The organism is Mycobacterium sp. 852002-51613_SCH5001154 (genome assembly GCF_001667425.1).
GTDB lineage: Bacteria > Actinomycetota > Actinomycetes > Mycobacteriales > Mycobacteriaceae > Mycobacterium.
On record NZ_LZII01000086.1, the window covers coordinates 1 to 25,125 of the forward strand.

Here is a 25,125-nt window from a genome sequence, read left to right on the forward strand (position 1 = left end):
TGTATAAGAGACAGGACAACCCCGGGTGCAGGCGCCGGTACAGACGGCCGACTCCGGATGGTCGGGGGAGGCGGTTTGGTGGTCGTGATCTCGTCTTGCATCGGCGGCGTCGACGGGACGGTAGTGGTGTTGGGGTTGGCCAGCTTGGTGGTGTCGGTGCGCGCGAACAGCAGGGACACCGACACCACGAGCGCGATGGCGGCCACGATGGCGGCGACCCCGACCACCCATGGCCAGCGCGGAGCGCCGTGTTCGTCCTCGGCCTCGGCCGACTCGTCGAAGGTGTCGTAGTCATAGAGCCTGAGGTCGGCCGGCAGGTACGGGCCGCTCATGAAATGCTCGGACTCCGGGGCCGAATAGGCCCGCGAATAGGCGTCGGTCTGGCCCGTATCGCCGGCCGCCGGCTCGGCGCCGTCGTCAAAGGGTTCGATCTCTTCGACGTGCCCGGGTTCGGGGACGTCCGCGGGCTCGATGTCGGAATCCGGTTGGTGGGGAGCCTCGTTCACCGAATCGGGTTCCTCAGGATCCCATTCCGGTGGTTTCGGCCCGCTCATCTCTGCCTGCCCTGTCCGACTGCCTCACCAGCGCGCGGGGCCCCGGGGCCATATCGTTGCGCGCGCGCTTGAGAAATTGTCATTTGCCTGGGCAAAACACTACCGAACCGAGAGGGGCAAAGAAGTCTTGGCGAACCGGCCACAGATCACGTGATCGGATTGTGACCTTAACGGCTGGGATCAGTGCTTCTCGGGCCCGATGTAATACTCGAAGACCAGTCCCCCGACCGACGCAAGGACGAACATCACCCCCGCGGCGATCAGCCACGGCAGCCACAGTGCGATACCCACCGCGCTCACCGACGCCGACAGCGCGATCAGGATCGGCCACCAGCTGTGCGGGCTGAAGAAGCCCAATTCACCTGCTCCGTCGCTGATCTCGGCGCCCTCGTAGTCTTCGGGCCGAGTATCGATGCGGCGCGCCACGAACCGAAAGAAGGTGGCCACGATCAACGCCAGTCCGCCCGTCAGCGCCAGCGCGGTCGTCCCGGCCCACTCCTCGCCGCCGGTGGCGAAAAGCGCCGTCAGCACGGCATAAAGCACCGCAACCACAATGAAGAACCCGGCGATGAATTCGAAAAGCCTGGCTTCGATATGCATTTGGTGTCCTAACCTACTGGCTTCCGGCCAACTGACCGCGCTTGGTGTCGAACGGGTGAGTGGTCACCGCGAGCGGCGTCTGGCCGATCGCCTGCAATGCCTGGGCATTGCTCTTGCCGTCGATCCGCTGCTGCAGGTAAGCCTTGAAGTCGTTGGGCGGCACCACCCGAACCTCGAAGTTCATCATCGAGTGATACGTGCCACAGAACTCGGCGCAGTGCCCGACGAATGCCCCGGGCTTGCTGATGTCGTCGACCTGGAAGACGTTCACCGAGTTGTTCGCCTCGGCGTTGGGGATCACATCGCGCTTGAACAGGAACTCGGGCACCCAGAACGTGTGGACGACGTCCGCGGACGCCAACCGGAACTGGATGCGCTTGCCGGTGGGCAGCACGAGCACCGGGATTTCGTCGCTGGTGCCCAGGATTTCGACCTTGTCGAAGTTCAGGTACGTGCGGTCCGCGGTGTTGAGCCCGCGGACCGGCCCGACGAGCTCCTCGCCGTGCGCGTCCTTGCCCTCGGGCTTGGAAACCATGGCGTTCTTGCGTGCCTGGTCCACGCCGTCGTAGGTCAGCGTGCCGTCCTTGAAGTCAACGCGCTGGTACCCGAACTTCCAGTTCCACTGGAAGGCGGTGACGTCGACCACCACCTCGGGGTCCTTGTCGACGTGCAGCATCTTCTCCTGCACCACCACGGTGAAGTAGAACAACACCGAGATGATCAGGAACGGCGTCACGGTGAGTACCAGCTCCAGAGGCATGTTGTAGCCGAACTGGCGCGGCAGCTCGGTGTCTCCTGCCTTCTTCCGGTGGAAGGCCGACGCCCAGAAGATCAGGCCCCAGACGATGACCCCGACCACGAGCGAGGCGATCGTCGCGCCGACCCACAGTTCCCGGTTGAGCTGGGCCTGCGGGGTGATGCCCTTGGGCCAGCCCAGTCCCAGCACGTCCGACCAGCTGCATCCGCTCAGGGTGAGCGCCAACACGCCGAACGTCGCGGCCAGCGCCAGCGGCCGCAGACGACGGGACAGACCCTGCCGAAACCTGCCCTGCGACATACGTTGCGAACGGACCTGCTCGCGAGGTGTCACGTTGGCGCCTCCTGCTCGGATATCGAATACTACGCAGCGTAGACCACGCCGCCGACCCGAGCGACGAAACCCCGGCCCGCTGGACCGCCCGGCCATTTGCGGACGTGCCGGGTGGGACCGCGACGGCGTGCCCAACGTGCGGCATACTGGGGCGCCGTGTGTGGTCTGCTGGCGTTCGTCGCTGCCCCGGACAGTGCCGACCCCGCCCGGGCCGACGATGCCATCGCGCGCGCGTCGCACTTGATGCGCCATCGCGGCCCCGACGAGCCCGGCACCTGGACCGATCCGGGAGCCGACGGATCGGTCGTGTTCGGCTTCAACCGGCTGTCGATCATCGACATCGCGCATTCGCACCAGCCGCTGCGGTGGGGACCGCCGGAGGAGCCCAACCGCTACGTGCTGGTGTTCAACGGGGAGATCTACAACTACCTCGAGCTGCGCGACGAGCTGGCCGCCGCGCACGGGGCGGTGTTCACCACCGACGGCGACGGCGAGGCCATCGTCGCCGGCTATCACTACTGGGGCGCCGACGTGCTCACCCGGCTGCGCGGCATGTTCGCCTTCGCCCTGTGGGACACAGCCATCCTCGAATTGTTTTGTGCCCGAGACCCTTTCGGCATCAAGCCGCTCTTCATGGCGACCGGCGCCGGCGGCACGGCGGTGGCCAGCGAAAAGAAATGCCTGCTGGACCTGGCGGAGCTGGGCGGATTCGACACCGGGATCGATGACCGCGCCGTGCAGCACTACACCGTGCTGCAGTACGTGCCCGAGCCCGAGACGCTGCACCGCGGGGTGCGCCGTCTCGAATCGGGCTGTTACGCGCGAATCCGGCCCGGGCAGCAGCCGGAGGTCACCCGCTATTTCGTGCCACGGTTCGCCGCGGTGCCGTTGACGCGCGACACCGAACAGGCCCGCTACGACGAGATCACCGCGGTGCTCGAGGACTCGGTGGCCAAGCACATGCGCGCCGACGTCACCGTCGGGGCGTTTCTGTCCGGGGGCATCGACTCCACCGCCATCGCGGCGCTGGCCATCCGGCACAACCCCAACCTGATCACCTTCACCACCGGCTTCGAGCGGGAGGGGTTCTCCGAGATCGACGTCGCGGTCGCCTCGGCCGAGGCGATCGGTGCCCGCCACATCGCCAAGGTGGTCCACCCGGAGGAGTTCGTCGCCGCCCTGCCCGAAATCGTGTGGTACCTGGACGAACCGGTGGCCGACCCCGCCCTGGTGCCGCTGTTCTTCGTCGCCCGGGAGGCGCGCAAGCACGTCAAGGTGGTGCTGTCCGGGGAGGGCGCCGACGAACTCTTCGGCGGCTACACCATCTACCGGGAGCCGTTGTCGCTCAAGCCCTTCGACTACCTACCGCGGCCGCTGCGCCGGTCGATGGGCAAGGTGTCCAAGCCGCTGCCGGAGGGCATGCGGGGCAAGAGCCTGCTGCACCGCGGCTCGCTGACGCTCGAGGAGCGCTACTACGGCAACGCCCGCAGCTTCTCCGACGCGCAACTGCGCGACGTGCTGCCGGGCTTCCGCGAGGAATGGACCCACACCGACGTCACCGCCTCGGTGTACGCCCAGTCGGCCGGCTGGGACCCGGTGGCCCGCATGCAGCACATCGACCTGTTCACCTGGCTGCGCGGCGACATCCTGGTCAAGGCGGACAAGATGACGATGGCCAACTCGCTGGAGCTGCGGGTGCCGTTCCTGGATCCCGAGGTGTTCGCCATCGCCTCGCGACTGCCCGTCGAGGCCAAGATCACCCGCACCACCACCAAGTACGCGCTGCGGCGGGCCCTGGAGCCGATCGTGCCCGCGCACGTGCTGCACCGGCCCAAGCTCGGGTTTCCCGTGCCCATCCGGCATTGGTTGCGCGCGGGCGAATTGCTGGACTGGGCCTACGGGCTGGTGGCGACCTCGCAGGCCGGTCACCTCGTCGACCTGGCCGCCGTCCGGCGGATGCTCGACGAGCACCGCAACGGCGCCGGCGATCACAGCCGCCGGCTGTGGACGCTGCTGATCTTCATGCTCTGGCACGCGATTTTCGTCGAGCACAGCGTGGTGCCGCAGATCAGCGAGCCGGTGTATCCCGTCCAGCTCTAGGACGGGGCGCCCCAGCTTCGAGTGTGAACCCTGGGCGGGGATTTTCGGCGTGTCGCCGCCCTCAGCTCACGCTCGACGCCGTCAGGCCAGCACCGCGGCGATCTCGTTGGCCGCGTCGTCGCCGTAGGCGCCGGCCAACCGGCTCACCGCGGTCTCGCGGTTCCACTCCCAGTTCTGGGTCCCGGTCGATTCCAGCACCAGCACGGCCACCAGCGAGCCCAGCTGCGCGGAGCGCTCGAGGTTCAGGCCGGCGCTGCGCCCGGTGAGGAAACCGGCCCGGAACGCGTCGCCGACGCCGGTGGGGTCGGTCTGGCTGGTCTCGGGCACGACGCCCACGTGGGTCGTCGTGCCGTCGGGCTCGACGATGTCCACCCCCTTGGGGCCCAGCGTGGTCACCCGCAGGCCGACCTTGCTTTGCACGTCGGACTCCGACCAGCCGGTCTTGTTGAGCAGCAGCTCCCACTCGTAGTCGTTGGTGAACAAATAGGCGGCGCCGTCGACGAGCTTGTCGATCTCTTCGCCGGACAGGCGGGGCAGCTGTTGGGAGGGGTCCGCGGCGAAGGGCAGGCCCAGCTTGCGGCACTCCTCGGTGTGCACCACCATCGCGTCCGGGTCGTTGGCCCCGACGATCACCAGCTCCGGCTCGCCGATGGACGACACCACGTCGGCGAGCTTGATGTTGCGGGCCTCCGACATGGCGCCGGGATAGAACGACGCGATCTGGGCCATGTCGATGTCGGTGGTGCAGGTGAATCGCGCCGTGTGCGCGGTCTTAGAGATCAGCACGTTGTCGCAGTTGACACCGTGCGACTGCAGCCACTGCCGGTAGTCGTCGAAGTCGTCGCCGGCCGCGCCCACCAGCGCCACGTCACCGCCGAGCACGCCGATCGCGAAGGCGATGTTGCCCGCCACGCCGCCGCGGTGGATCACCAGGTCGTCGACCAGAAAACTGAGCGACACCTTCTGCAGGTGCTCAGCCAGCAGGTGCTCGGAAAACTTGCCCGGGAACCGCATCAGATTGTCGGTCGCAATCGAACCTGTCACCGCGATCGTCACGAATGTCTCCGCCCTTCGTTAGTAAGGTTATCTAGCTTACGCACGCCTCCGGACCGTCGCTGTGTCCACGGTCGGCACGAAGCGGTGCGCTAGCCTCCCTAGGGAACTCGCTCAAGTCGCCGGGACCACGATGCTCGGCCGGTGTATCCCGCCCGTACTCCCGTCTACCACCGTAGGAGAACCAGGATGGCAGGTCCGCACTCGCCGAACCACACCGTCGGCGGCAGCGGACCCAGCGGACCCGAGCCCCCGGCCGGATCTCAGCCGCTCGATTTTCCCGACCACCCGCGTGCCGGCGACCCGGCGCCGGCCAATTATGCCGGGCAGCCGCCCCCGCCGATGCCCTACCCGCCGCGGCCCCGCTCCAAGCGGCGGCTGGTCGTCGGCGTGCTGTTGGCCGTCGCGCTGGTGGCCGCGCTGACCGTGGCGATCGTCTACGGCGTCCGCACCAACGGGGCCAACACCGGGGCCACGTTCTCGGAGGGCGCCGCCAAGACGGCCATCCAGGGGTACCTGGACGCGCTCGACCACCGCGACACCGAGGAGATCGTGCGCAACGCGCTGTGCGGCATGTACGACGGCGTGCGCGACAAACGCTCCGACCAGGCGTTGGCCAAGCTGAGCAGCGACGCGTTCCGCAAGCAGTTCTCCGAGGTCGAGGTCACCTCGATCGACAAGATCGTCTATCTGTCGCAGTACCAGGCCCAGGCGCTGTTCACCATGAAGGTGTCACCCGCGACCGGCGGACCGCTGCGCGGCCAATTGCAGGGCATCGCCCAGCTGCTGTTCCAGCGCGGCCAGATCATGGTCTGCTCGTACGTGCTGCGCACCGGGGGCTCGTACTGAGCCCGGGGCTACCCGGTCAGTTGAACGAGTCGCCGCAGGCGCACGAGCCGGTGGCGTTGGGGTTGTCGATCGTGAAGCCCTGCTTCTCGATGGTGTCGACGAAATCGATGGACGCGCCTTCCACGTAGGGCGCGCTCATCCGGTCCACCGTCAGCGTCACACCGCCGAAGTCCGCGGTCAGGTCGCCGTCCAGCGTCCGGTCGTCGAAGAAAAGGTTGTAGCGCAGGCCCGCGCACCCGCCCGGCTGGACCGCGATACGCAGCGCCAGGTCGTCCCGGCCCTCTTGGTCGAGCAGGGACTTTGCCTTGGTGGCGGCGGCCTCGGTCAGGATCACGCCGTGCGTCTTGGCGGTCGACTCGTTCTGCACCGTCATTGCTTCTCCTACATGCCTCATCGTTGGGTGGGTTCGTTCAGGTTCGAGCCCGCTGGTCTCGCGTTAGGCGGCCAGATCCGCCCGGAAAAAGCCCACTAGGTCAACGGTACCTTGCAGGACCGCTATTCCCGAGTCGCGCCGCCACCACGGACGCCAGACCCATCAGCTGATTGGCCGCGTCGGCCTGCGCCAGCCGCGCCGATCCGGCGTGCTCGGCGATGGATAAGGCGGACATGATGCCCGCCGAGCGGACGGTGGCGTTGTCCAGGTCGACCTGGCCGGCCAGCACGATCACCGGCACTCCGCGCGGCCGGGCGGCGTCCGCGAGATAGCCCACCACCTTGCCGTGCAGCGACTGCTCGTCGAAGCGACCTTCACCGGTGACGATGAGCTCCGCCATGTCCAGATCGTCGGCCAGGCGGGTGTGATGGGCGATGATCGCCGCGCCCGACTCGCACCGGCCGCCGAGGGCCAGCAGCCCGGCGCCGATACCGCCGGCGGCGGCCGCCCCCGGTTCGGCGCTGACGTCGCGTCCGGCCACGGCTTCCAGGATCAGCGCCCACGCCTGGAGGCGGACTTCCAGGGCCGCGACGGTGACCGTGTCCGCGCCTTTCTGCGGCCCGAACACCCTGGCCGCTCCCCACGGCCCGAGCAGGGGATATTCGGTGTCGGAGGCGGCGATGAGCTCCACGTTGCCCAGCTGGCGGCGGGCGGAGTCCAAACCGCCGAGCTCGGCGATCATCCCCTGCCCGCCGTCGGTGCAGGCGCTGCCGCCGAGGCCGACCACGATCCGCGTCGCCCCGGCCCGCATCGCCTCGGCGATCAGCTGCCCCACTCCCCTGCTGTGGGCCGCCATCGCGGTCTCCGGGGTGGGCGGACCGCCCAGCAGGGCCAGGCCGCACGCCTGCGCGCACTCCAGGTAAGCCGTGGTCGTGGTGGGGTCGAAGACCCATTTGGCCTCGACCATGGTGGACAGCGGCCCGGACACCCGCAGACGCCGCGTCTTGCCCAGCCGGCTGGCGAGCACCTCGACGAAGCCGGGGCCGCCGTCGGACTGCGGGGCGACGATGAACCGGTCGCCGGGGCGGCATCGGGTCCACCCGGTCGCGATGGCCGCGGCCGCCTCCACGGCCGTCATGCTGTCGCCATAGCAATCCGGAGCCACCAGGACGAGCATGGCGGGAAGTTGCAGACGGCCGGGAGCGAGGCCAGAGGCAGCATCGTCCGAGGCCATCGACCCGTCGTCCATCAGAGGCAGCCGTCCATCACTGGTAAGAGTAGGGCCAAGTGAGGGGCTGACGCAGGTCTAATAGCAAGGCATTCCAAGCCAATTCCGGGACGAGCCATCGGCGAAGTAACCTGGCCTCTGTGAAGTTGATGGGCCGTAAGAAGGGCCAGTACGAGGACGTCGACGAGGGCGCGGCTGCAGTGGATGCCGCCGGCGCCCCCGAGACAACCGCTAGCGGGTCGCGTGGGACGAGCCCCAAGGGCCGGCCGACGCCCAAGCGCAGTCAAGCGCGGCGCAAGGGGCCGGTGGCGCCCGCGCCGATGACCGCGTCGGAGGCGCGCGCCCGGCGCAAAACGCTGGCCGGTCCCAAGCTCAGCCGCGAGGAGCGCAAGGCCGACCGGACCGCCAACCGCGCCCGGATGACGGATCGCCGACAGCGCATGATGGCCGGCGAAGAGGCTTACCTGTTGCCGCGTGACCAGGGCCCGATACGGCGCTACGCGCGGGACGTGGTGGACTCCCGGCGCAACCTGCTCGGCCTGTTCATGCCGGCGACGCTGTTCCTGATGTTCGTCATGTTCACCACCCCACAGCTGCAGCTCTGGGTTTCGCCGGCGATGCTGGCGCTGATGGCCGTGATGGGTATCGACGGGGTCCTGTTGGGCCGCAAAGTGAGCAAGCGGGTGGACGCCAAGTTCCCCGACAACACCGAAAGCCGCTGGAAGCTAGGCCTGTACGCGGCCGGCCGGGCCTCGCAGATGCGACGGATGCGCACACCGCGACCCCAGGTCGAGCGCGGCAGCGATGCCGGTTAGCCGCGGGAAAGCCGCCTGAGCACGGTGCGCACTCTGGTGCTCGGCGGGATCCGGTCTGGCAAATCCCGGTGGGCGGAGGGCGCCATCACCGAGGCGCTGCCGGCCGGCCAGCCGGTCTGTTACCTGGCCCCCGGCCCCACCGGTTCGGGCGACGCGGACTGGGCGCACCGGGTCGCCGAGCACCGCAACCGTCGGCCGGCGCATTGGTCGACGGTCGAATCCCACGACGTCGCAACGCAATTGCGGAACTCGCCGGACACTCCGACGCTCGTCGACGATCTGGGCAGCTGGCTGACCGGCACGCTGGATCGCCATGACGGATGGGACGGCGGATCGGTGTCGGCTCCGGTGCGCGAAACGATCGAAGCGATGCTCGCCGCGGTCAGCGACTTCCCTTCCACGCTGGTGCTGGTCAGCCCGGAGGTGGGGTTGGCCGTCGTCCCGGCCACCGCGTCCGGCCGCCGGTTCGCCGACGAACTAGGCAGCCTCAACCAGCGCGTCGCGCAGCTGTGCGACCGGGTGGTGCTCGTGGTGGCCGGGCAAGCGGTGCCGATCAAACCTCCGGGGACCTGATGGAATTCGCCCCGGTATCGCCGCCCGATGCGGGCGTCGCCGCGGCCGCCCGCGCCCGCCAGGACACGCTGACCAAGCCGAGGGGCGCGCTGGGCCGCCTCGAGGACCTTTCGGTGTGGCTCGCGTCATGCCAAGGGCATTGCCCGCCAAGGCAATTCGAGCGCGCACGGGTGGTGGTGTTCGCCGGTGACCACGGCGTCGCCCGCTCCGGGGTGTCGGCCTATCCGCCGGAGGTGACCGCTCAGATGGTCGCCAACTTCGATGCCGGCGGGGCGGCGATCAATGTGCTGGCCGACATCGCCGGCGCGACGGTGCGGGTCGCCGACCTGGCGGTGGCGGGCGATGCGCTGACCGACCGGATCGGCGCCCACAAGGTGCGGCGCGGCAGCGGCGACATCGCCGTCGAGGACGCGCTGACCGACGACGAGGCCGCCGCCGCGATCGCCGCGGGTCGGGCCATCGCCGATGAGGAGGTCGACGCGGGCGCCGACCTGCTCATCGCCGGCGACATGGGGATCGGAAACACCACCCCTGCCGCGGTGTTGGTGGCGGCGCTCACGAACGCCGAACCGGTTGCGGTGGTGGGCTTCGGCACCGGGATCGACGACGCCGGATGGGCGCGAAAGACGGCCGCGGTGCGCGACGCCCTGTTCCGGGCGCGCCGCGTGCTGCCCGACCCGGTGGCGTTGCTGCGCTGCGGCGGCGGGGCGGATTTGGCCGCGATGGCGGGCTTTTGCGCGCAGGCCGCGGTGCGACGCACTCCGCTGCTGCTGGACGGGATGGCGGTGACGGCCGCCGCGCTGGTCGCCGAGCGGCTGGCTCCCGGCGCCCGCCTGTGGTGGCAGGCCGGTCATCGGTCCACCGAACCCGGTCATGCCCTGGCGCTTACCGAGCTGGGCCTCGAGCCGATTCTGGATATGCGGATGCGGCTGGGTGAGGGAAGCGGCGCCGCGCTGGCGCTGCCGCTGCTCCGGGCCGCGGTGGCCACGCTGTCGTCGATGGCCACGTTCACGCAGGCCGGCGTGTCCGACCAGGCCTCTCCCCCGCTGTGATGTGTTGGCTGGCAACGGCTTTCGCGTTCGGTACGGTGCTTCCCGTCCCGCGTTCATGGCACGCGCCGATGGGCCGTGGCGCCATGACGGCGCTGCCGGTGGTGGGCGCCGTCCTGGGTGCGCTGGCCGCGGCGGTGACGTGGGGCGGTGCTCACGCGTTCGGCGCGTCCAGCCCGCTGTCCGGCCTGCTCGCGGTGGTGGCGCTGCTGTTGGCCACCCGCGGCCTGCATCTCGATGGTGTCGCCGACACGGCCGACGGGCTGGGCTGTTACGGGCCGCCGGAGCGCGCGCTGGCGGTGATGCGCGACGGGTCGACCGGGCCGTTCGGCGTGGCGGCCGTCGTTTTGCTGATCGCGCTGCAGGGGCTGGCCTTCGCGGCGCTGGGGGCGGCGGGCCGGCCGGGGTTCATCGGCATCGCCGTGGCGGTCTTCGCGGGCCGGGTCGCCGCGGTGCTGGCGAGTCGGCGGTCGGTGCCGGCGGCCGCGGGCAGCGCGCTGGGCGTGCGGGTCGCCGGCAGCCAGCCGGTGGTCGTGGCGGCGGCCTGGGTCGCGGCGCTGCTCGTCGTTGCCCTGGCGGCGGGACCTCGGCCGTGGCAGGGGCCGGTCGCGGTGCTGGCGGCGCTGTGCTGCGGTGCGGTGCTGGTGCGGCATTGCGTGCGCCGCTTCGGCGGCATCACCGGCGACGTGCTGGGTGCCGCCATCGAGTTGACCACGACGGTGAGCGCCGTCGCGCTCGCCGCACTGGTGCGGTTCTAGCCGAGCCGCGCCATCCAGCCGTGGGTGTCGGCGAAGGTCCCCCGCTGGATTCCGGTCAGCGTGTCGCGCAGCGCCATCGTCACTTCGCCGGGTTGACCGTCGGCGACGGTGAAGTCGCTGTCGCCGTACTTCACGCGCGAGACCGGGGTGATGACGGCGGCGGTGCCGCAGGCGAACACCTCGGTGATCTCGCCGGCGGCGGCCTTCTTCTGCCATTCGTCGATGTCGATCTTGCGTTCCTCGACGGCGAATCCGGCGTCAATAGCCAACTGCAGCAACGAATCCCGAGTGATCCCGGGCAACAGCGAACCGGACAGCTCCGGGGTGACCAACCGCGCCGACCCGCCGCTGCCGAACACGAAGAAGATGTTCATGCCGCCCATCTCCTCGACGAAGCGCCGTTCGACGGCGTCCAGCCACACCACCTGGTCGCACTCGTGGGCGGCGGCCTCGGCCTGGGCCAGCAGGGAGGCTGCGTAGTTGCCGCCGAACTTGGCCGCGCCGGTGCCGCCCGGGCTGGCCCGCACGTACTCCGTCGATACCCACACGGCGACGGGGTTGATGCCGCCCTTGAAGTACGCCCCGGCCGGTGAGGCGATCAGCAGATACCGGTAGCGCTTCGACGGCCGCACACCCAAACCGGGCTCGGTGGCGATGACGAACGGGCGCAGATACAGCGCGTCTTCGCCTCCGGCGGCGGGCACCCAGGGCTTGTCGACCGCGATGAGCTGACACAGCGAACCCATGAACAGCTCGTCGGGCAGTTCGGGCATCGCCAGCCGCCGCGCCGACGACCGCAACCGCGCTGCGTTGGCCTCGGCGCGAAACGACACGACCGAGTCGTCCGCCCAGCGGTACGCCTTGAGCCCTTCGAAGATCTCCTGCGCATAGTGCAGCACGATCGCCGACGGGTCCAGCTCGATCGGGCCGTACGGGATGACCCGCGCGTTGTGCCAACCCCGTTCGTCGTCGTAGTCGATCGACACCATGTGGTCGGTGAAATATTTGCCGAAACCGGGCTCGGCCAGGATGGATCCACGTTCGGCGTCGGTCGCGGGGTTGGCCGAACGCGAAACCGTGAACTCGAGGGAGCCGCTGGTCATGCGGCTGATTGTATATCCGCCTGCGACCGGGCTTTTCACCTGAACCGGCGGCACTAACGTGTTTTCGCTTCGACGAAGGGCGGCCGCACGACCTCGCACTCGGCGGCGCGTCCGCGAATGTCGACGATGATCCGCTGCCCGTCCTCGACGCCGGCGTCGGTGTCGAGCAGCGCCAGCCCGATGCCGACTTGCAGCGTCGGCGAGAACGTCCCCGACGTGGTGACCCCCACCGGCGTCTCACCGGCGAGCACCGTCAGTCCGGGCCGCAGCACACCGCGGCCGACCAACCGCAGGCCGCGCAGCAGCCGCCGCGGCCCCGCCGCCTTCTCCGCCAGCAGCGCGTCGCGGCCGAAGAACGCGTCCTTCTTCCAGCCGATCGCCCAGCCGCACCGGGCCTGCAGCGGCGAAATGTCCAGCGCCAGTTCGTGCCCGTGCAGCGGGTAGCCCATCTCGGTGCGCAGCGTGTCCCGGGCGCCCAGCCCGGCGGGCTCGCCCCCGGCGGCACCGACCGCCGCGGCCAGCGCGTCGAACACCACACCAGAGGATTCCCACGGCGGCAGCAGCTCGTAGCCGTGCTCTCCGGTGTATCCGGTCCGGCACACCCGCACCGGCACCCCCGCGTAGGAGGCGTCGGCATAGCCCATGTAATCCATGCCCGTCGGCAGGCCCAGCTCGCCGAGCACGTCCGCCGAGCGCGGGCCCTGCACCGCCAGCACCGCGTAGGAGCGATGCTCGTTGGTGATCGTCAGGCTCGCCGGGGCGGCGGCCCGCAGCGCCTCGACCACCGCGGCGGTGTTGGCCGCGTTGGGCACCAGAAAGATCTCGTCGTCGTCGACGTAGTAGGCGATCAGGTCGTCGACGACGCCGCCGGATTCGGTGCAGCACAACGTGTATTGCGCCTTGCCGGGCCCGATGCGGCTCAGGTCGTTGGTGAGCGTCGAGTTGACGAATTCGGCGGCACCCGGCCCGCGGATCAACGCCTTGCCCAGGTGGCTGACGTCGAACAGGCCCACCGCGTTGCGGGTGGCGTTGTGTTCGCTGACGGTGCCGGCGTACGAGACCGGCATCAGCCACCCGCTGAACTCGGCGAAACTGGCCCCCAACTTGCGGTGGCGGTCTTCCAGCGGGCCATGCTGTAAGTCATCGGTCACGACGGTTCACCCTAATCGCGGCTGCTGGCACACTTGGGTGGGTGGTCGATTCCCCGGACTTCGAAGCGCTTGAGGCTGCCGGAATCGCTCGTCCGCGCGAACGGGCCGACCTCATCAAATACCTCAGCGAACTCGGTTTCAGCGTCGACGAAATGGTGGAAGCCGAGCAGCGCGGGCGGCTGTTCGGCCTTGCCGGTGACGTTCTGCAATGGTCGGGGCGCCCGGTCCACACGATGGCTACCGCCGCCGAGCAGCTCGGCCTGTCGCCCGAGGAAGTCACCCACGCGTGGGGTTTGCTCGGCCTGACCGTCGCCGGCCCCGACATTCCCGCGCTGAGCCAGGCCGACGTCGACGCGCTCGCGACCTGGGTCGCCTTGAAGACGGTGGTGGGCGAGGACGGCGCGTTCGGGCTGTTGCGGGTGCTCGGTGCCACGATGGCCCGGCTCGCGGAGGCCGAGTCGACCGCGATCCGGGCCGGCACGCCGGACATCCAGATGACCTACACCAACGACGAGCTCGCCACGGCGCAGGCCTACCGCGCGGTCGCGGAGTTTGTCCCCCGGATTTCGGCGCTGATCGACGTCGTTCATCGCCACCATCTGACCGGCGCCCGAACCCACTTCGAAGGCGTCCTGCGCGGCACCTCGGCAAGCGTGGTGTGCGGCATCGGTTTTGCGGATCTGTCCGGTTTCACCGTGCTCACCCGCGCGCTGACCCCGGCACAGCTTTCGGATCTGCTCAACGAGTTCGCCGGGACCGTCGCGGATGTGGTGCACCGCGATGGCGGCCGGGTGGTGAAGTTCATCGGTGACGAGGTGATGTGGGTGAGCGCGTCGCCCGAACGTCTGGCCAGGGCGGCGGTCGACCTCGTCGGCCATCCGCGGGCGCGCGAGGAGGGTCTGCAGGTCCGCGCCGGCCTTGCGTACGGCAGCGTCCTGGCGATCAACGGGGATTACTTCGGCAGCCCGGTCAACCTGGCGGCGCGCCTGGTCGGGGCCGCCGCCCCGTGCCAGATCCTGGCCGATTCGGCCCTGCACGAGCAACTGCCGGATTGGCCGGCGACGGCCCGCGGCCCCTTTGACCTCAAGGGTTTTGACGCCCCCGTCGTCGCCTTCGAGCTGCACGGCGCGGGCGCCGCCGACCTCGGCGCGGGCTCCGGCGATTAGGGTAAATGCCCGTGACCACCGAATTGAGCTACGCAAGCCCATCCGTCAACGTCGCCACGTCGCTGCCGAAACGCGGGGCGGGTTCTTCGGTATTGATCGTGCCGGTCGTCTCGACCGGCGACGAGGACCGGCCCGGCGCGGCGGTTGCGGCCGGCGAGTCGCTGCTGGCGGCCGATGCCGTCGCCGAGATCGAATCCGGCCTGCGGGCGCTCGACGCCACCGGCGGCAGTGAGCAGGTCCACCGCCTGGTGGTGCCGTCGCTGCCGGTGTCGAGCGTGCTGACGATCGGCCTGGGTAAACCGCGTCCCGAATGGCCGGCCGACACCGTCCGGCGCGCCGCGGGTGTGGCGGCCCGGTCGCTGGGCACCGCCGAGGCGGTGATCCTCACGCTGCCCGGTGACTTCGACGCCGACGTCTGCTCGGCGGCCGTCGAGGGGCTCATCCTGGGCAGCTACCGGTTCACCGAATTCCGCAGCGGCAAGACCGCGCCGAAAGACAAAGGGCTGCAAAAGATCACCGTGCTGTCCGCCGCGAAGGACGCCAAAGCTGCCAGCGCGCACGGCGCGGCCGTGGCGGCCGCGGTGGCCACCGCCCGCGACTTCGTCAACACGCCGCCGAGTCACCTTTTCCCCGCCGAATTCGCCAAGCGCGCAAGGGCTTTAGGCGAATCCGTGGGCCTCGAGGTGGAGGTGCTCGACGACAAGGCGCTACAGAAGGCCGGCTACGGCGGCGTCATCGGCGTCGGCCAAGGCTCGTCGCGGCCGCCGCGGCTGGTGCGGCTGACCCACCGGGGTGCGAAGCTGGCCAAGAAGTCCAAGCAGGCCAAGCGAGTGGCGCTGGTCGGCAAGGGCATCACTTTCGACACCGGCGGCATCTCGATCAAGCCGGCGGCCTCGATGCACCACATGACCTCGGACATGGGCGGCGCGGCCGCGGTCATCGCCACGGTGGCGCTGGCCGCGCAGTTGCGGTTGCCGATCGACGTGATCGCCACGGTGCCGATGGCCGAGAATATGCCCTCAGGTACCGCGCAGCGGCCGGGTGACGTGCTGACCCAATACGGCGGCATCACCGTCGAGGTGCAGAACACCGACGCCGAGGGCCGGCTCATCCTGGCCGACGCCATCGTGCGGGCCTGCGAGGACAACCCCGATTACCTGATCGAGACGTCCACGTTGACCGGCGCGCAGACGGTGGCGTTGGGCGCCCGGATCCCCGGGGTGATGGGCAGCGACGAGTTCCGCGACCGGGTCGCCGCGATCTCGCAGCGGGTGGGCGAGAACGGTTGGCCGATGCCGCTGCCCGACGAACTCAAGGAAGACCTGAAGTCAGGAGTGGCCGACCTGTCCAACATCAGCGGCCAGCGCTTCGCCGGCATGCTGGTGGCCGGGGTGTTCTTGCGCGAATTCGTCGCCGACGGCGTGAGCTGGGCGCACATCGACGTGGCCGGCCCGGCGTACAACACCGGCGGCCCCTGGGGGTACACCCCAAAGGGCGGCACCGGTGTGCCGACCCGCACCATGTTCGCGGTGCTCGAGGACATCTGCGAAAAGGGCTAGCAAACGGCTAGCGCACGGCCGCCGCGAGCGTCACGCCAGCGTGGCGCCGGCGTCCGAACGTCACGCCGGCGTGACGTTCGGCGCTAGCGCCTCACTTCGTCAGCAACGAGAAGACGGCCCGCTTCACCTTGCGGCGTGGCCAGCCCGTCACGCCGTCGGCGGCCAACGCGGCGTTGGCCGCGTTGCGCCCGCAGGCGCCGTGCACGGAGCCGCCCGGGGTTGCCGACGCGCTGCCCAGATACAGCCTCTGCACCGGCGTTTCGGCCCGGCCCATGCCGGGCGCCGGGCGAAAGATCAGCATCTGCTGCAATTGCGCTGTGCCACCGTTGAGCGCCCCCATGTGCAGGTTGGCGTCGCTGGCCTCCAGGTCCGACGGCCGCTGCACGAATCGGTCGATGACCGCCGAACCGAAGCCCGGCGCGTGTTCCTCGATGACCCGGTCCATCCCCGCGGCGAGCCGGTCGGCAGACGCGTCGTCGGCGACGTCTCGCGGCAAATGCGTATAAGCCCAGACACTTTCGGTGCCCGCGGGAGACCTGCTCGGATCCGCGGTGGTGGTCTGCCCGAACAACATGAACGGATGCTCGGGCACCACCCGGGTGTTCAGGTCGGCCATCCAGCGGACCAGCCCGTCGCCGTCGGCCCCCAGGTGGACGGTGCCGACGCCGTGCAGGTTCTGGGCGCGCCAGGGAACGGGCCCGGCCAGCGCGTAGTTGACCTTCACCACCGGCGGATCCCACACGAAGTGCTCGAGGTCGCGTAACAGCTTGGGCGGCAGCGCATCCGGGGGAAGCATGTCGTGGAACAGGCGCGGCGCCGTAACGTCGGCGACGATCGCCCGCCGGGCCGCAACGGTGCGCCCCCCGGCGGTCGTCACGCCGACCGCGCGGCCGCCCCGCACCTGGATGCGGGAAACGTTCTGGTTGCACTCGATTCGCGCGCCCGCGGAGCGGGCACGGTTGACCAGGGCGGCCGTCAGCTGACCGGACCCCCCGACCGGCACGGGCCACCCGCCGTCCTGGGCCAGCATCGTCATCAGGAACCCCATGGCGCCGCTGATCGGCGCGTCCGGCGGGACGTCGGCGTGCATCGCGTTGCCCAACAACAACACTCGGGGCGCCTCGCCGGCGAACAGCTCACTCGCCATGGTGTTGGCCGGCTGCACCAGCAGGCGCGCCACCCGAATCGCCTCGGCCGTACCGAGTTTGGCCAGCAGCCGCATCAGCGGGCGCACGGGCGGGAAGGGCGCCAGCATGGCGTCGAGCAGCGGAGCCTTGATCCGCTGCCACAAGTCCACCAGCCGCCACCAATTATCGCCGTCGGCGGGTTCCCGCCGCGCGAATTCCGTTGCCGTGCGGGCAGCGTCGCGATAGACGACGGGCGGGTCGTCATCGGCCGCGCTGCGCGGATGCCCGACCACCGCCGGCGCGTGCGACCACCGCAGCCCGTGGTCTTCGAGCTGCAGCGCCGCCATCGCCGGCGAGGCCACCGTCATCGGGTAATACGAGCTGAACAGGTCGGTGATGTAGCCGGGCGTCAGCTCCGCGCTGCGGACCGCGCCGCCCGGCTCCGGCTGGGCTTCGAGCACCAGCACATCCCATCCGGCGTCGGCCAGCATCGAGGCGGCAACCAGCCCGTGGTGTCCGGCCCCGATAACGACGGCGTCCGCGGTGTCCCCCACGATCATTTCACCTGGCTCGGCTCCTTGCGCTCCGCCAGAGCCCCCAGTCGCCACAGGCATTCCTTGTTGCGCGGGTAAGCCGCGGCCAGCGCAAGGGAATTGGGCATAGCCCCCATCGGGCCCTCGACCGGCACTTCGATCATCTCCACCCGGCAGCCCGTCGGGGTCTCGTGCAGCAGCATTGTTATCCGCGCGGCGCCGAGCGGCCCGAGGCGGGCGCAGAGCACCAGCTTGTGCGGCGGTTCGCACTCTTCGACCACCGTCGCGTCGTTGATCACCAGCGGCCAGATCCCGATCGAGTGCCTGATCGATGAGCCGGGCTCCGGCCAGTTCGGATCGACGGCCCGCATGCGGCTGTTGCCCACCACCCACTGGGTGTAGGTCCACCCTTGGGCCAGCACTTCCCACACCCGCTCGCAAGGCGCGGCTACGTCCCGCGTCGCACTCAGCACCACAACCATTCCCCTTTCGGCTACCGCGGCGGAATACCCACGTAGCGGCCGTCGTACCGGCCAAATTCGGGTTTACCAGGCCCCGGCAGTGGTTAATCTCCTAGCGGTCGAAATCCGGACGGCGAAAGGCGAGATCGTGACGGTGCGACGATTGATTCTCGGTGTGGGCGCGGTACTTTTGCTGGCCGGTGTGATCGGGCTGTTGGCGCCGGTGTCGGTTTCCGACGGAAACGGTCATTCGATCGGGTGCGGGAACGCCGTTGCGACGGACCTGTCCGCGGCCCGAAGCGCGAACAACAACAGCGTGGCGAACATCCCGATCCTCAACCAGGTTGTTCCGCACACCGACTACGTGGCGCAGTGCCAGTCGTCGGTGGGCGGCCGGCGCATGTGGTCCATTCCGCTGGCCGTCATCGGGCTGCTCGCGATCGGCGGGGTGTTGCTGACGGGCCGTCAGGGCGCGGCGCGGGCGGGCACCTAACCCGCGAGTCAGATCACCCGCATCCGCGCGAAGTTGCGCAAGCCCTGCGGCGCGACGCGCGAAAGACCGTACAGCGCATAGGCTTCCGGAGCCACGGGGCGAATCGGTTTCTTCTTCTTGACCGACGACAGGATCGCGTTGGCGACCTTGTCGGGGCCGTAATGCCGCAGCGCGAACATCTTGCCGAGCTGGCCGCGCCGGCCGTCGACCTGTTCGCCCTTTCCGGCGGGCGCGTCGAACCGGGTGGTGTTGATGATGTTGGTGTCGATGACGCCCGGGCAGATGGTGGTCAGCCCCACGTCCGCGGCGTCGAGTTCGGCGCGCAGGCAATCGGAGAACATGTAGGTCGCCGCCTTCGAGGTGCAGTAGGCGTTCAGCGACTGCAACGGCGCGTAGGCGGCCATCGATGACACGTTGACGATGTACCCGCCGGTGCCACGCTCGACCAGCCGCCGCGCGAACGACCGGCACCCGTTGACCACGCCGCCCAGGTTGACGTCGAGCACCCGGTCGAACTGCTCGGCCGGGGTGTCCAGGAATCCCCCGGCCTGGCCGATGCCGGCGTTGTTGACCACGATGTCGGGCACGCCGTGTTCGGCGCTCACCCGCTCGGCGAACGCCTCCACGGCCGCCGCGTCGGACACGTCCAAGACGTAGGCGTGCGCGACGCCGCCGCGGGTGGCGATCTCGGCGGCCGTGGCCTTGACGGCCGCTTCGTCGATGTCGCTGATGACCAGCTCGGCGCCCTCCCGCGCGAACGCGAACGCCGTCTCGCGGCCGATTCCGCTGCCGGCGCCGGTGACCGACACCAGGGTGTCGCCGAAGGATCCGCGCGGCCGCCCGACCTGCGCGCGCAGCAGCGCGCGGCTGGGCGGTTTGCCCTCGGCCAGATCGGCGAACTCGCGCACCGCCGCGGCCATCACCTGCGGGTGAGACATCGGCGAGAAGTGGCCGGCCTTGATGTCGCGCCGCCACAGCCGTGGCACGAAGCGGGGCGTGTGGTCGTAGCCGTACGGCCGCACGTACTTGTCCTTGGTGTTGACGATCAGCTGCACCGGCACGTCGACGATTTCGACGCCCTGTCCGCGGCCGGAGAACGAGCGAAAGTAGTTGGCGGGATAGGTTTTTACCGACCGGGCGGCGTCGCGGGCCAGGTCGGGCGAGTGGTGGATCTTTTCGACCGGGATGTTGTCCACCGCGTTGCGCCGAAGCGCCGGGATCGACAGCGTCAGCCGGAGGAACAGCGGCGCGAGCACCGGGATCGAGAAGAAGATCATGTAGGTCAGCCGCAGCGCCTGGCTGATCGCCCGCACGAAGGTGCGCGGGCGCCAGGGCGACCGCAACCCGCTGAAGATGTAGTCGACCAGTTGGTCCTGGCTGGGCCCGGACACCGACGTGAACGTGGCGACCCGGTCACCGGCACCGGGCCGCTTGAGGTAGTGCCACACGCCCACCGAGCCCCAGTCGTGGGCGAGCACGTGCACGGGCCGGCCGGGGCTGAGCTCGCCGGTCACCGCGGCGAAGTCGTCGGCGAACCGGTCGATGCGGTATGCGGACACCGGCTTGGGCGCCGAGGACTCACCGACGCCACGGTTGTCGTACCGCAGGATGCGGAACCGGTCGGCCAGCAGCGGCACGACCCCGTCCCAGAGCACATGCGAGTCGGGGAAGCCGTGCACCAGCACGACGGTGGGCCCCTCGGGATTGCCCTCTTCGTAGACAGCGATTCGCGCGCCGTCGGCGCTGTCGACGAAATGCTGGGTTAGCTGTTGTGTTGCCGGCATCTCCGACCTCCCCGCTTCAACTGCAGTGGCCACACCGTAGCAAGGGCGTTCGGGGCGTTCCGGCAGCCGCGCGCGGTCCGCCCTGGATGTGTGCCGGTGCGGACGCAGTGACAGGATAGTTTTGGATAGTTACTTTCCAGCGGCTAGCGACATGTTCGACCCACCCCGACCCACGAGCGATCGAGGAGTCAAAAACGATGGCCTTCTCCGTCCAGATGCCGGCACTCGGTGAGAGCGTCACCGAAGGGACGGTCACCCGCTGGCTCAAGCAGGAAGGCGACACGGTCGAGCTCGACGAACCCCTCGTCGAGGTGTCCACCGACAAGGTCGACACCGAAATCCCGTCGCCCGCCGCCGGTGTGCTGACCAAGATCGTCGCCCAGGAGGACGACACCGTCGAGGTGGGCGGCGAGCTGGCCGTGATCGGCGACTCGGCGGAGGGTGGTTCGGAGGGCGGCGGCTCCCAGGCGGCCCCCCAGGCGCCCAGCCAGCCGGAGCCGCAGGCCGAAGCCGCCCAGCCGGAACCACAGGCCGAAGCCGCCCCGCCGGCCCAATCCGAGCCCGAACCCGAAGCCCCGGCCCAGCCGGAGCCCGAGCCTCAGCCCGCCGCGCAGAGCTCCGGCGGCGGCGACGCGACCCCGGTGTTGATGCCGGAACTCGGCGAGTCGGTCGCCGAGGGCACGGTTACCCGCTGGCTGAAAAAGGTCGGCGACTCGGTCCAGGTGGACGATGCGCTGGTCGAGGTGTCGACCGACAAGGTGGACACCGAGATCCCGTCCCCGGTGGCCGGCGTCCTGATCAGCATCACCGCCGAAGAGGACACCACCGTGCCGGTCGGCGGCGAGCTGGCGCGCATCGGCAGCGGTTCGGAAGCCGCTTCCGCTCCCACCCCGCCGCCCGCCCCCAAACCGGAACCCAAGCCCGAGCCGGCACCCGAACCACCCAAGGCCGAGGCGAAGCCCGAACCGCAGCCGGTTTCGCAGCCCGAGCCGGCGCCGAAAGCCCAACCGGCGCAGGCGCAACCGGCGGTCCAGCCCAGTGGCTCGAGTCCGAACGGCGCGCCGTACGTGACCCCGCTGGTGCGCAAACTGGCCACCGAGCACGACATCGACCTCGGCGAGATCACCGGCACCGGCGTCGGCGGCCGCATCCGCAAGCAAGACGTGCTCGCCGCGGCGGAAAAGAAACAACAGGCCCAGAAGGCGCCCGCGCCGGCGCAGGCACCCGCCACCGCGCCGGCCGCGGACGGCAAGGCGGCTCCGGCGGCTGCCCCCTCCCCTGCGCCGGCGCTGGCGCACCTGCGTGGCACCACGCAGAAGGCCAGCCGGATCCGACAGCTCACGGCGAACAAAACTCGGGAATCGCTGCAGGCCACGGCGCAGCTCACCCAGACCCACGAGGTCGACATGACCAGGATCGTTGGGTTGCGGGCCCGGGCGAAATCCGCGTTCGCCGAACGCGAAGGGGTGAACCTGACGTTCCTGCCGTTCATCGCCAGGGCGGTGATCGACGCGTTGAAGGTCCACCCGAACATCAACGCGAGCTACAACGAGCAGACCAAGGAGATCACCTACTACGACGCCGAGCATCTCGGCTTCGCCGTCGACACCGAACAGGGCCTGCTCTCCCCCGTCATCCACAACGCCGGCGACCTCTCGCTGGCCGGACTGGCCCGGGCCATCGCCGACATCGCGGCGCGCGCCCGCTCGGGTGACCTCAAACCCGACGAACTGTCCGGCGGGACCTTCACCATCACCAACATCGGCAGTCAGGGCGCGTTGTTCGACACCCCCATCCTGGTTCCGCCGCAGGCCGCCATGCTGGGCACCGGGGCCATCGTGAAGCGGCCCCGGGTGATCGTCGACGAATTCGGCAACGAGTCCATCGGCGTCCGCTCCATCTGCTATCTCCCGCTCACCTATGACCATCGGCTCATCGACGGCGCCGATGCCGGACGCTTCCTCACCACGATCAAGAACCGGCTCGAAGAGGGAGCGTTCGAGGCCGACTTGGGTCTTTAGGGGGCGGGCGAACGGTGGTCAAGCTCGTCATCGCGATAGCGGGTTCGTCCGGACTGATCGGATCCGCTCTCACCGCGGCGCTGCGTGCGGCCGACCACCGGGTGTTGCGCATCGTGAGGCGGGCGCCGTCGAATTCCGATGAATTGCACTGGAATCCCGAGAGCGGCGAGATCGACGTCGACGCGATCAGCGACGTCGATGCCGTCGTCAACCTGTGCGGTGTCAACGTCGGCCAGCGTCGCTGGTCGGGCGCCTTCAAGCAGGGCCTGCGGGACAGCCGCATCGCTCCCACCGAAGTCTTGGCGCATGCCGTCGCCGAGGCCGGGGTGGGAACGCTGGTCAACTCCAGCGCCGTGGGCTACTACGGGAACACCAAGGACCGCGTGGTCGACGAAAACGACCGGGCGGGAAAGGGTTTCCTGGCCCAGCTATGCGAAGACTGGGAGGCCGCCACGCTGCCGGCGCAATACGGTGGCGCAAGGGTGGTGCTCGCCCGCACCGGGCTGGTGTTCTCGCCCGCGGGCGGCGCGTTGGGGCGGTTGCGGCCGTTGTTCCGGACCGGCCTCGGGGCCCGGTTGGGCAGCGGCCGTCAATACATGTCCTGGATCACCCTGGAGGACGAGGTGCGGGCGCTGCTGTTCGCGATCTCCAACACCGCGGTGTCCGGCCCGGTCAACATGACCGGGCCCGCGCCGGTGACCAATGCCGAGTTCACCACCGCGTTCGGTCGGGCGGTCAACCGGCCGACGCCGCTGATGATGCCCGGTTTCGCGGTGCGCGCCGCGCTCGGTGAGTTCGCCGACGAGGGCGTGCTGATCGGCCAGCGTGCCATTCCGTCCGCGCTGGAGCGGGCCGGTTTCCAGTTCCACCACAACACGATTGGCGAGGCCCTCGGCTACGCCACCGCGCGGCGCGACCAGGACTAGCCACTACGCCGGCGAGTCTCACGCAGGCGTGGCCGACGCCGCCCAACGTCACGCCAGCGTGACACCGCGTCGCGGGGTGGTTGTCCGGCGAGTACCGTCGCGAACGTGATCGATTCCATCCGGTCCAGCCCGGCCGCGATCGACGTTCGCCAGCTCGGAACTGTCGACTACCGCACCGCCTGGCAGCTGCAGCGCGAGCTGGCCGACGCCAGGGTCGCCGGCGGCAGCGACACCCTATTGCTGCTGGAGCACCCACCCGTCTACACCGCGGGGCGGCGCACCGAGCCGCACGAACGGCCGGTCAACGGCACCCCCGTCGTCGACACCGACCGCGGCGGCAAGATCACCTGGCACGGCCCGGGGCAACTGGTCGGGTATCCGATCATCGGCCTGGCTGAACCGCTCGACGTGGTGAATTACGTGCGGCGCCTCGAGGAGGCGTTGATCAAGGTGTGCGGCGATCTGGGCTTGGAGACCGGTCGGGTGCATGGCCGCTCCGGGGTCTGGGTGCCCGGCGGCGCCGGCCGGCCCGACCGCAAGGTGGCAGCCATCGGCGTCCGGGTGTCGCGCGCGACCACCCTGCACGGGTTCGCGCTCAACTGCGACTGCGACCTCGGCGCGTTCGGCACGATCGTGCCCTGTGGCATCAGCGACGCCGGCGTGACGTCGTTGGCCGAAGAGCTGGGACGTCCGGTGGTCGTCGACGACGTCCGCGCGGCCGTCGCCGCCGCCGTTTGCGCCGCCCTCGACGGCGCCCTACCGGTCCAAGAACACCCGGGTACGCGCGTAGCATCAGGCATGTGACTGTCGCACCCGAAGGCCGCAAATTGTTGCGCCTCGAGGTCCGCAACGCGCAAACCCCGATCGAACGCAAGCCGCCGTGGATCAAGGTTCGGGCACGGATGGGGCCCGAATACACCCAGTTGAAGGGCCTGGTCCGCCGCGAGGGGCTGCACACGGTCTGCGAAGAGGCCGGCTGCCCCAACATCTTCGAGTGCTGGGAGGACCGGGAAGCCACCTTCCTGATCGGTGGTGACCAGTGCACCCGGCGCTGCGACTTCTGCCAGATCGATACCGGAAAGCCCGCCGCCCTGGACCGCGACGAGCCGAGGCGCGTCGCCGACAGCGTGCGCAGCATGGGACTGCGTTACGCCACCATCACCGGGGTGGCCCGCGACGACCTGCCCGACGGCGGGGCCTGGCTCTACGCCGAGACGGTGCGCGCCATCAAGGAACTCAACCCGTCGACCGGCGTCGAACTGTTGATCCCCGACTTCAACGGTGAGCCCGCCCGGCTGGCCGAGGTGTTCGAATCACGCCCAGAAGTGTTGGCGCACAACGTCGAAACCGTGCCCCGCATCTTCAAGCGGATCCGGCCCGCCTTCACCTACCAGCGCAGCCTCGACGTCATCACCGCGGCGCGCGGCGCCGGGCTGGTCACCAAGAGCAATCTCATCCTCGGGCTGGGCGAAACCGCCGACGAGGTGCGCACCGCCCTGGCCGACCTGCGGGGCGCCGGCTGCGACATCGTCACCATCACCCAGTACCTGCGGCCGTCGACGCGGCACCATCCGGTCGAACGCTGGGTGCATCCCGACGAGTTCGTCGAGTTCGCCCAGCACGCCGAGGGGCTGGGCTTCGCCGGGGTGCTGGCCGGCCCGCTGGTGCGGTCGTCCTACCGGGCGGGCCGGCTCTACGAGCAAGCCGCGCGCACCCGCAGCTGAACATGTAGCGCCGCGCCAGTCAGCGGCGGCGGTAC

The 25,125-nt window shown here is 69.7% G+C and carries 23 protein-coding genes and 1 pseudogene; 13 read left to right on the forward strand and 11 right to left on the reverse strand.

Features of this window, described 5'->3' with window-relative positions; genetic code table 11:
* The 3 genes and pseudogenes from A5750_RS24905 to A5750_RS24915 all read right to left on the reverse strand — a co-directional run.
* Positions 1-554, reverse strand: a pseudogene (locus A5750_RS24905) (hypothetical protein); the annotation flags it as partial.
* 180 nt (positions 555-734) lie between these two features.
* Positions 735-1,154, reverse strand: coding sequence for a cytochrome c oxidase subunit 4 (locus A5750_RS24910; RefSeq protein WP_066951803.1), 420 nt, complete (start codon positions 1,152-1,154; stop codon positions 735-737).
* Between the two features lie 13 nt (positions 1,155-1,167).
* On the reverse strand, positions 1,168-2,244 hold the full coding sequence (locus tag A5750_RS24915) for a cytochrome c oxidase subunit II (RefSeq protein ID WP_067266539.1): 1,077 nt from the start codon (positions 2,242-2,244) through the stop codon (positions 1,168-1,170).
* A 156-nt stretch (positions 2,245-2,400) separates the two neighbouring features.
* Between A5750_RS24915 and asnB the strand changes: the two genes are divergently transcribed.
* A complete protein-coding gene (gene asnB / locus A5750_RS24920; RefSeq protein WP_067266541.1) occupies positions 2,401-4,344 on the forward strand; it encodes an asparagine synthase (glutamine-hydrolyzing) in 1,944 nt (647 codons plus the stop codon).
* Between the two features lie 81 nt (positions 4,345-4,425).
* Here the strand turns inward: asnB and A5750_RS24925 are convergent, their stop codons facing one another.
* Complete coding sequence (locus tag A5750_RS24925; protein WP_066951791.1) at positions 4,426-5,400, reverse strand: carbohydrate kinase family protein; 975 nt, start codon at positions 5,398-5,400, stop codon at positions 4,426-4,428.
* A gap of 186 nt (positions 5,401-5,586) precedes the next feature.
* Here A5750_RS24925 and A5750_RS24930 point away from each other — a divergent pair, with 186 nt between their 5' ends.
* Entirely contained in the window at positions 5,587-6,246 is a 660-nt protein-coding gene (locus A5750_RS24930; RefSeq protein ID WP_067266544.1) for a hypothetical protein, read from the forward strand.
* A 16-nt stretch (positions 6,247-6,262) separates the two neighbouring features.
* Here A5750_RS24930 and A5750_RS24935 read toward each other — a convergent pair whose 3' ends face one another.
* Positions 6,263-6,619 (reverse strand): iron-sulfur cluster assembly accessory protein, encoded by a 357-nt coding sequence (locus A5750_RS24935; protein WP_066951784.1) that lies wholly within the window; start codon positions 6,617-6,619, stop codon positions 6,263-6,265.
* Between the two features lie 100 nt (positions 6,620-6,719).
* Entirely contained in the window at positions 6,720-7,796 is a 1,077-nt protein-coding gene (locus tag A5750_RS24940) for a glycerate kinase (RefSeq protein WP_066951824.1), read from the reverse strand.
* Between the two features lie 191 nt (positions 7,797-7,987).
* On the opposite strand from A5750_RS24940, the gene A5750_RS24945 reads away from it, so the two are divergent.
* Genes A5750_RS24945 through A5750_RS24960 form a run of 4 tightly spaced genes read left to right on the forward strand, consistent with a single transcriptional unit; the run spans position 7,988 to position 11,042 of the window.
* Positions 7,988-8,662: a DUF3043 domain-containing protein gene (locus A5750_RS24945; protein WP_066951781.1), complete on the forward strand. Its 675-nt coding sequence runs from the start codon at positions 7,988-7,990 to the stop codon at positions 8,660-8,662.
* 24 nt (positions 8,663-8,686) lie between these two features.
* On the forward strand, positions 8,687-9,235 hold the full coding sequence (locus A5750_RS24950; protein ID WP_067266549.1) for a bifunctional adenosylcobinamide kinase/adenosylcobinamide-phosphate guanylyltransferase: 549 nt from the start codon (positions 8,687-8,689) through the stop codon (positions 9,233-9,235).
* Positions 9,232-10,287, forward strand: coding sequence for a nicotinate-nucleotide--dimethylbenzimidazole phosphoribosyltransferase (gene cobT, locus A5750_RS24955; RefSeq protein WP_156659415.1), 1,056 nt, complete (start codon positions 9,232-9,234; stop codon positions 10,285-10,287). Before A5750_RS24950 ends, cobT begins: the two co-directional genes overlap by 4 nt.
* Entirely contained in the window at positions 10,284-11,042 is a 759-nt protein-coding gene (locus A5750_RS24960) for an adenosylcobinamide-GDP ribazoletransferase (RefSeq protein ID WP_067266551.1), read from the forward strand. The genes cobT and A5750_RS24960 overlap by 4 nt, the downstream gene beginning before the upstream one ends.
* Here the strand turns inward: A5750_RS24960 and A5750_RS24965 are convergent.
* Both A5750_RS24965 and gcvT read right to left on the reverse strand, forming a co-directional pair.
* Positions 11,039-12,145, reverse strand: coding sequence for a branched-chain amino acid aminotransferase (locus A5750_RS24965; RefSeq protein WP_066951822.1), 1,107 nt, complete (start codon positions 12,143-12,145; stop codon positions 11,039-11,041). The genes A5750_RS24960 and A5750_RS24965 overlap by 4 nt on opposite strands.
* Positions 12,146-12,198: 53 nt before the next feature.
* The gene (gcvT, locus tag A5750_RS24970; protein WP_066951772.1) at positions 12,199-13,296 is read right to left on the reverse strand and encodes a glycine cleavage system aminomethyltransferase GcvT; all 1,098 of its coding nucleotides are present in this window, start codon (positions 13,294-13,296) and stop codon (positions 12,199-12,201) included.
* A gap of 41 nt (positions 13,297-13,337) precedes the next feature.
* Between gcvT and A5750_RS24975 the strand changes: the two genes are divergently transcribed.
* Together A5750_RS24975 and A5750_RS24980 are read left to right on the forward strand one after the other, a co-directional pair.
* The gene (locus A5750_RS24975; RefSeq protein WP_067266554.1) at positions 13,338-14,462 is read left to right on the forward strand and encodes an adenylate/guanylate cyclase domain-containing protein; all 1,125 of its coding nucleotides are present in this window, start codon (positions 13,338-13,340) and stop codon (positions 14,460-14,462) included.
* Positions 14,463-14,473: 11 nt separating this feature from the next.
* The gene (locus A5750_RS24980) at positions 14,474-16,021 is read left to right on the forward strand and encodes a leucyl aminopeptidase (protein WP_197505528.1); all 1,548 of its coding nucleotides are present in this window, start codon (positions 14,474-14,476) and stop codon (positions 16,019-16,021) included.
* Positions 16,022-16,112: 91 nt separating this feature from the next.
* Here A5750_RS24980 and A5750_RS24985 read toward each other — a convergent pair whose 3' ends face one another.
* Entirely contained in the window at positions 16,113-17,708 is a 1,596-nt protein-coding gene (locus A5750_RS24985) for an NAD(P)/FAD-dependent oxidoreductase (protein WP_067266560.1), read from the reverse strand.
* Complete coding sequence (locus A5750_RS24990) at positions 17,705-18,154, reverse strand: SRPBCC domain-containing protein (RefSeq protein ID WP_066951820.1); 450 nt, start codon at positions 18,152-18,154, stop codon at positions 17,705-17,707. Before A5750_RS24990 ends, A5750_RS24985 begins: the two co-directional genes overlap by 4 nt.
* Positions 18,155-18,290: 136 nt before the next feature.
* Here A5750_RS24990 and A5750_RS24995 point away from each other — a divergent pair, with 136 nt between their 5' ends.
* Positions 18,291-18,635: an aminopeptidase gene (locus A5750_RS24995; RefSeq protein ID WP_067266578.1), complete on the forward strand. Its 345-nt coding sequence runs from the start codon at positions 18,291-18,293 to the stop codon at positions 18,633-18,635.
* An 8-nt stretch (positions 18,636-18,643) separates the two neighbouring features.
* Here A5750_RS24995 and A5750_RS25000 read toward each other — a convergent pair whose 3' ends face one another.
* Positions 18,644-20,419, reverse strand: a complete 1,776-nt coding sequence (locus A5750_RS25000) for an SDR family oxidoreductase (RefSeq protein WP_067266563.1) — start codon at positions 20,417-20,419, stop codon at positions 18,644-18,646.
* A gap of 197 nt (positions 20,420-20,616) precedes the next feature.
* Between A5750_RS25000 and sucB the strand changes: the two genes are divergently transcribed.
* The 4 genes from sucB (at position 20,617) to lipA (ending at position 25,090) form a co-directional block, all read left to right on the forward strand.
* On the forward strand, positions 20,617-22,440 hold the full coding sequence (gene sucB, locus A5750_RS25005; protein WP_067266567.1) for a 2-oxoglutarate dehydrogenase, E2 component, dihydrolipoamide succinyltransferase: 1,824 nt from the start codon (positions 20,617-20,619) through the stop codon (positions 22,438-22,440).
* A 14-nt stretch (positions 22,441-22,454) separates the two neighbouring features.
* A complete protein-coding gene (locus tag A5750_RS25010; RefSeq protein WP_067266570.1) occupies positions 22,455-23,366 on the forward strand; it encodes a TIGR01777 family oxidoreductase in 912 nt (303 codons plus the stop codon).
* Positions 23,367-23,471: 105 nt separating this feature from the next.
* Complete coding sequence (gene lipB / locus A5750_RS25015; RefSeq protein WP_066951755.1) at positions 23,472-24,170, forward strand: lipoyl(octanoyl) transferase LipB; 699 nt, start codon at positions 23,472-23,474, stop codon at positions 24,168-24,170.
* Positions 24,167-25,090: a lipoyl synthase gene (gene lipA / locus A5750_RS25020; protein WP_066951753.1), complete on the forward strand. Its 924-nt coding sequence runs from the start codon at positions 24,167-24,169 to the stop codon at positions 25,088-25,090. Before lipB ends, lipA begins: the two co-directional genes overlap by 4 nt.
* Positions 25,091-25,125: the final 35 nt, after the last annotated feature.

What these genes read in the sequence shown, in the direction of transcription:
- sucB (WP_067266567.1), top strand. Translation starts at nt 20,617, where the DNA reads ATGGCCTTCTCCGTCCAGATGCCGGCACTCGGTGAGAGCGTCACCGAA.
- A5750_RS24940 (WP_066951824.1), bottom strand. Translation starts at nt 7,796, where the DNA reads ATGCTCGTCCTGGTGGCTCCGGATTGCTATGGCGACAGCATGACGGCC.
- A5750_RS24930 (WP_067266544.1), top strand. Translation starts at nt 5,587, where the DNA reads ATGGCAGGTCCGCACTCGCCGAACCACACCGTCGGCGGCAGCGGACCC.
- A5750_RS24910 (WP_066951803.1), bottom strand. Translation starts at nt 1,154, where the DNA reads ATGCATATCGAAGCCAGGCTTTTCGAATTCATCGCCGGGTTCTTCATT.
- A5750_RS24965 (WP_066951822.1), bottom strand. Translation starts at nt 12,145, where the DNA reads ATGACCAGCGGCTCCCTCGAGTTCACGGTTTCGCGTTCGGCCAACCCC.
- A5750_RS24985 (WP_067266560.1), bottom strand. Translation starts at nt 17,708, where the DNA reads ATGATCGTGGGGGACACCGCGGACGCCGTCGTTATCGGGGCCGGACAC.
- A5750_RS25000 (WP_067266563.1), bottom strand. Translation starts at nt 20,419, where the DNA reads ATGCCGGCAACACAACAGCTAACCCAGCATTTCGTCGACAGCGCCGAC.
- A5750_RS24935 (WP_066951784.1), bottom strand. Translation starts at nt 6,619, where the DNA reads ATGACGGTGCAGAACGAGTCGACCGCCAAGACGCACGGCGTGATCCTG.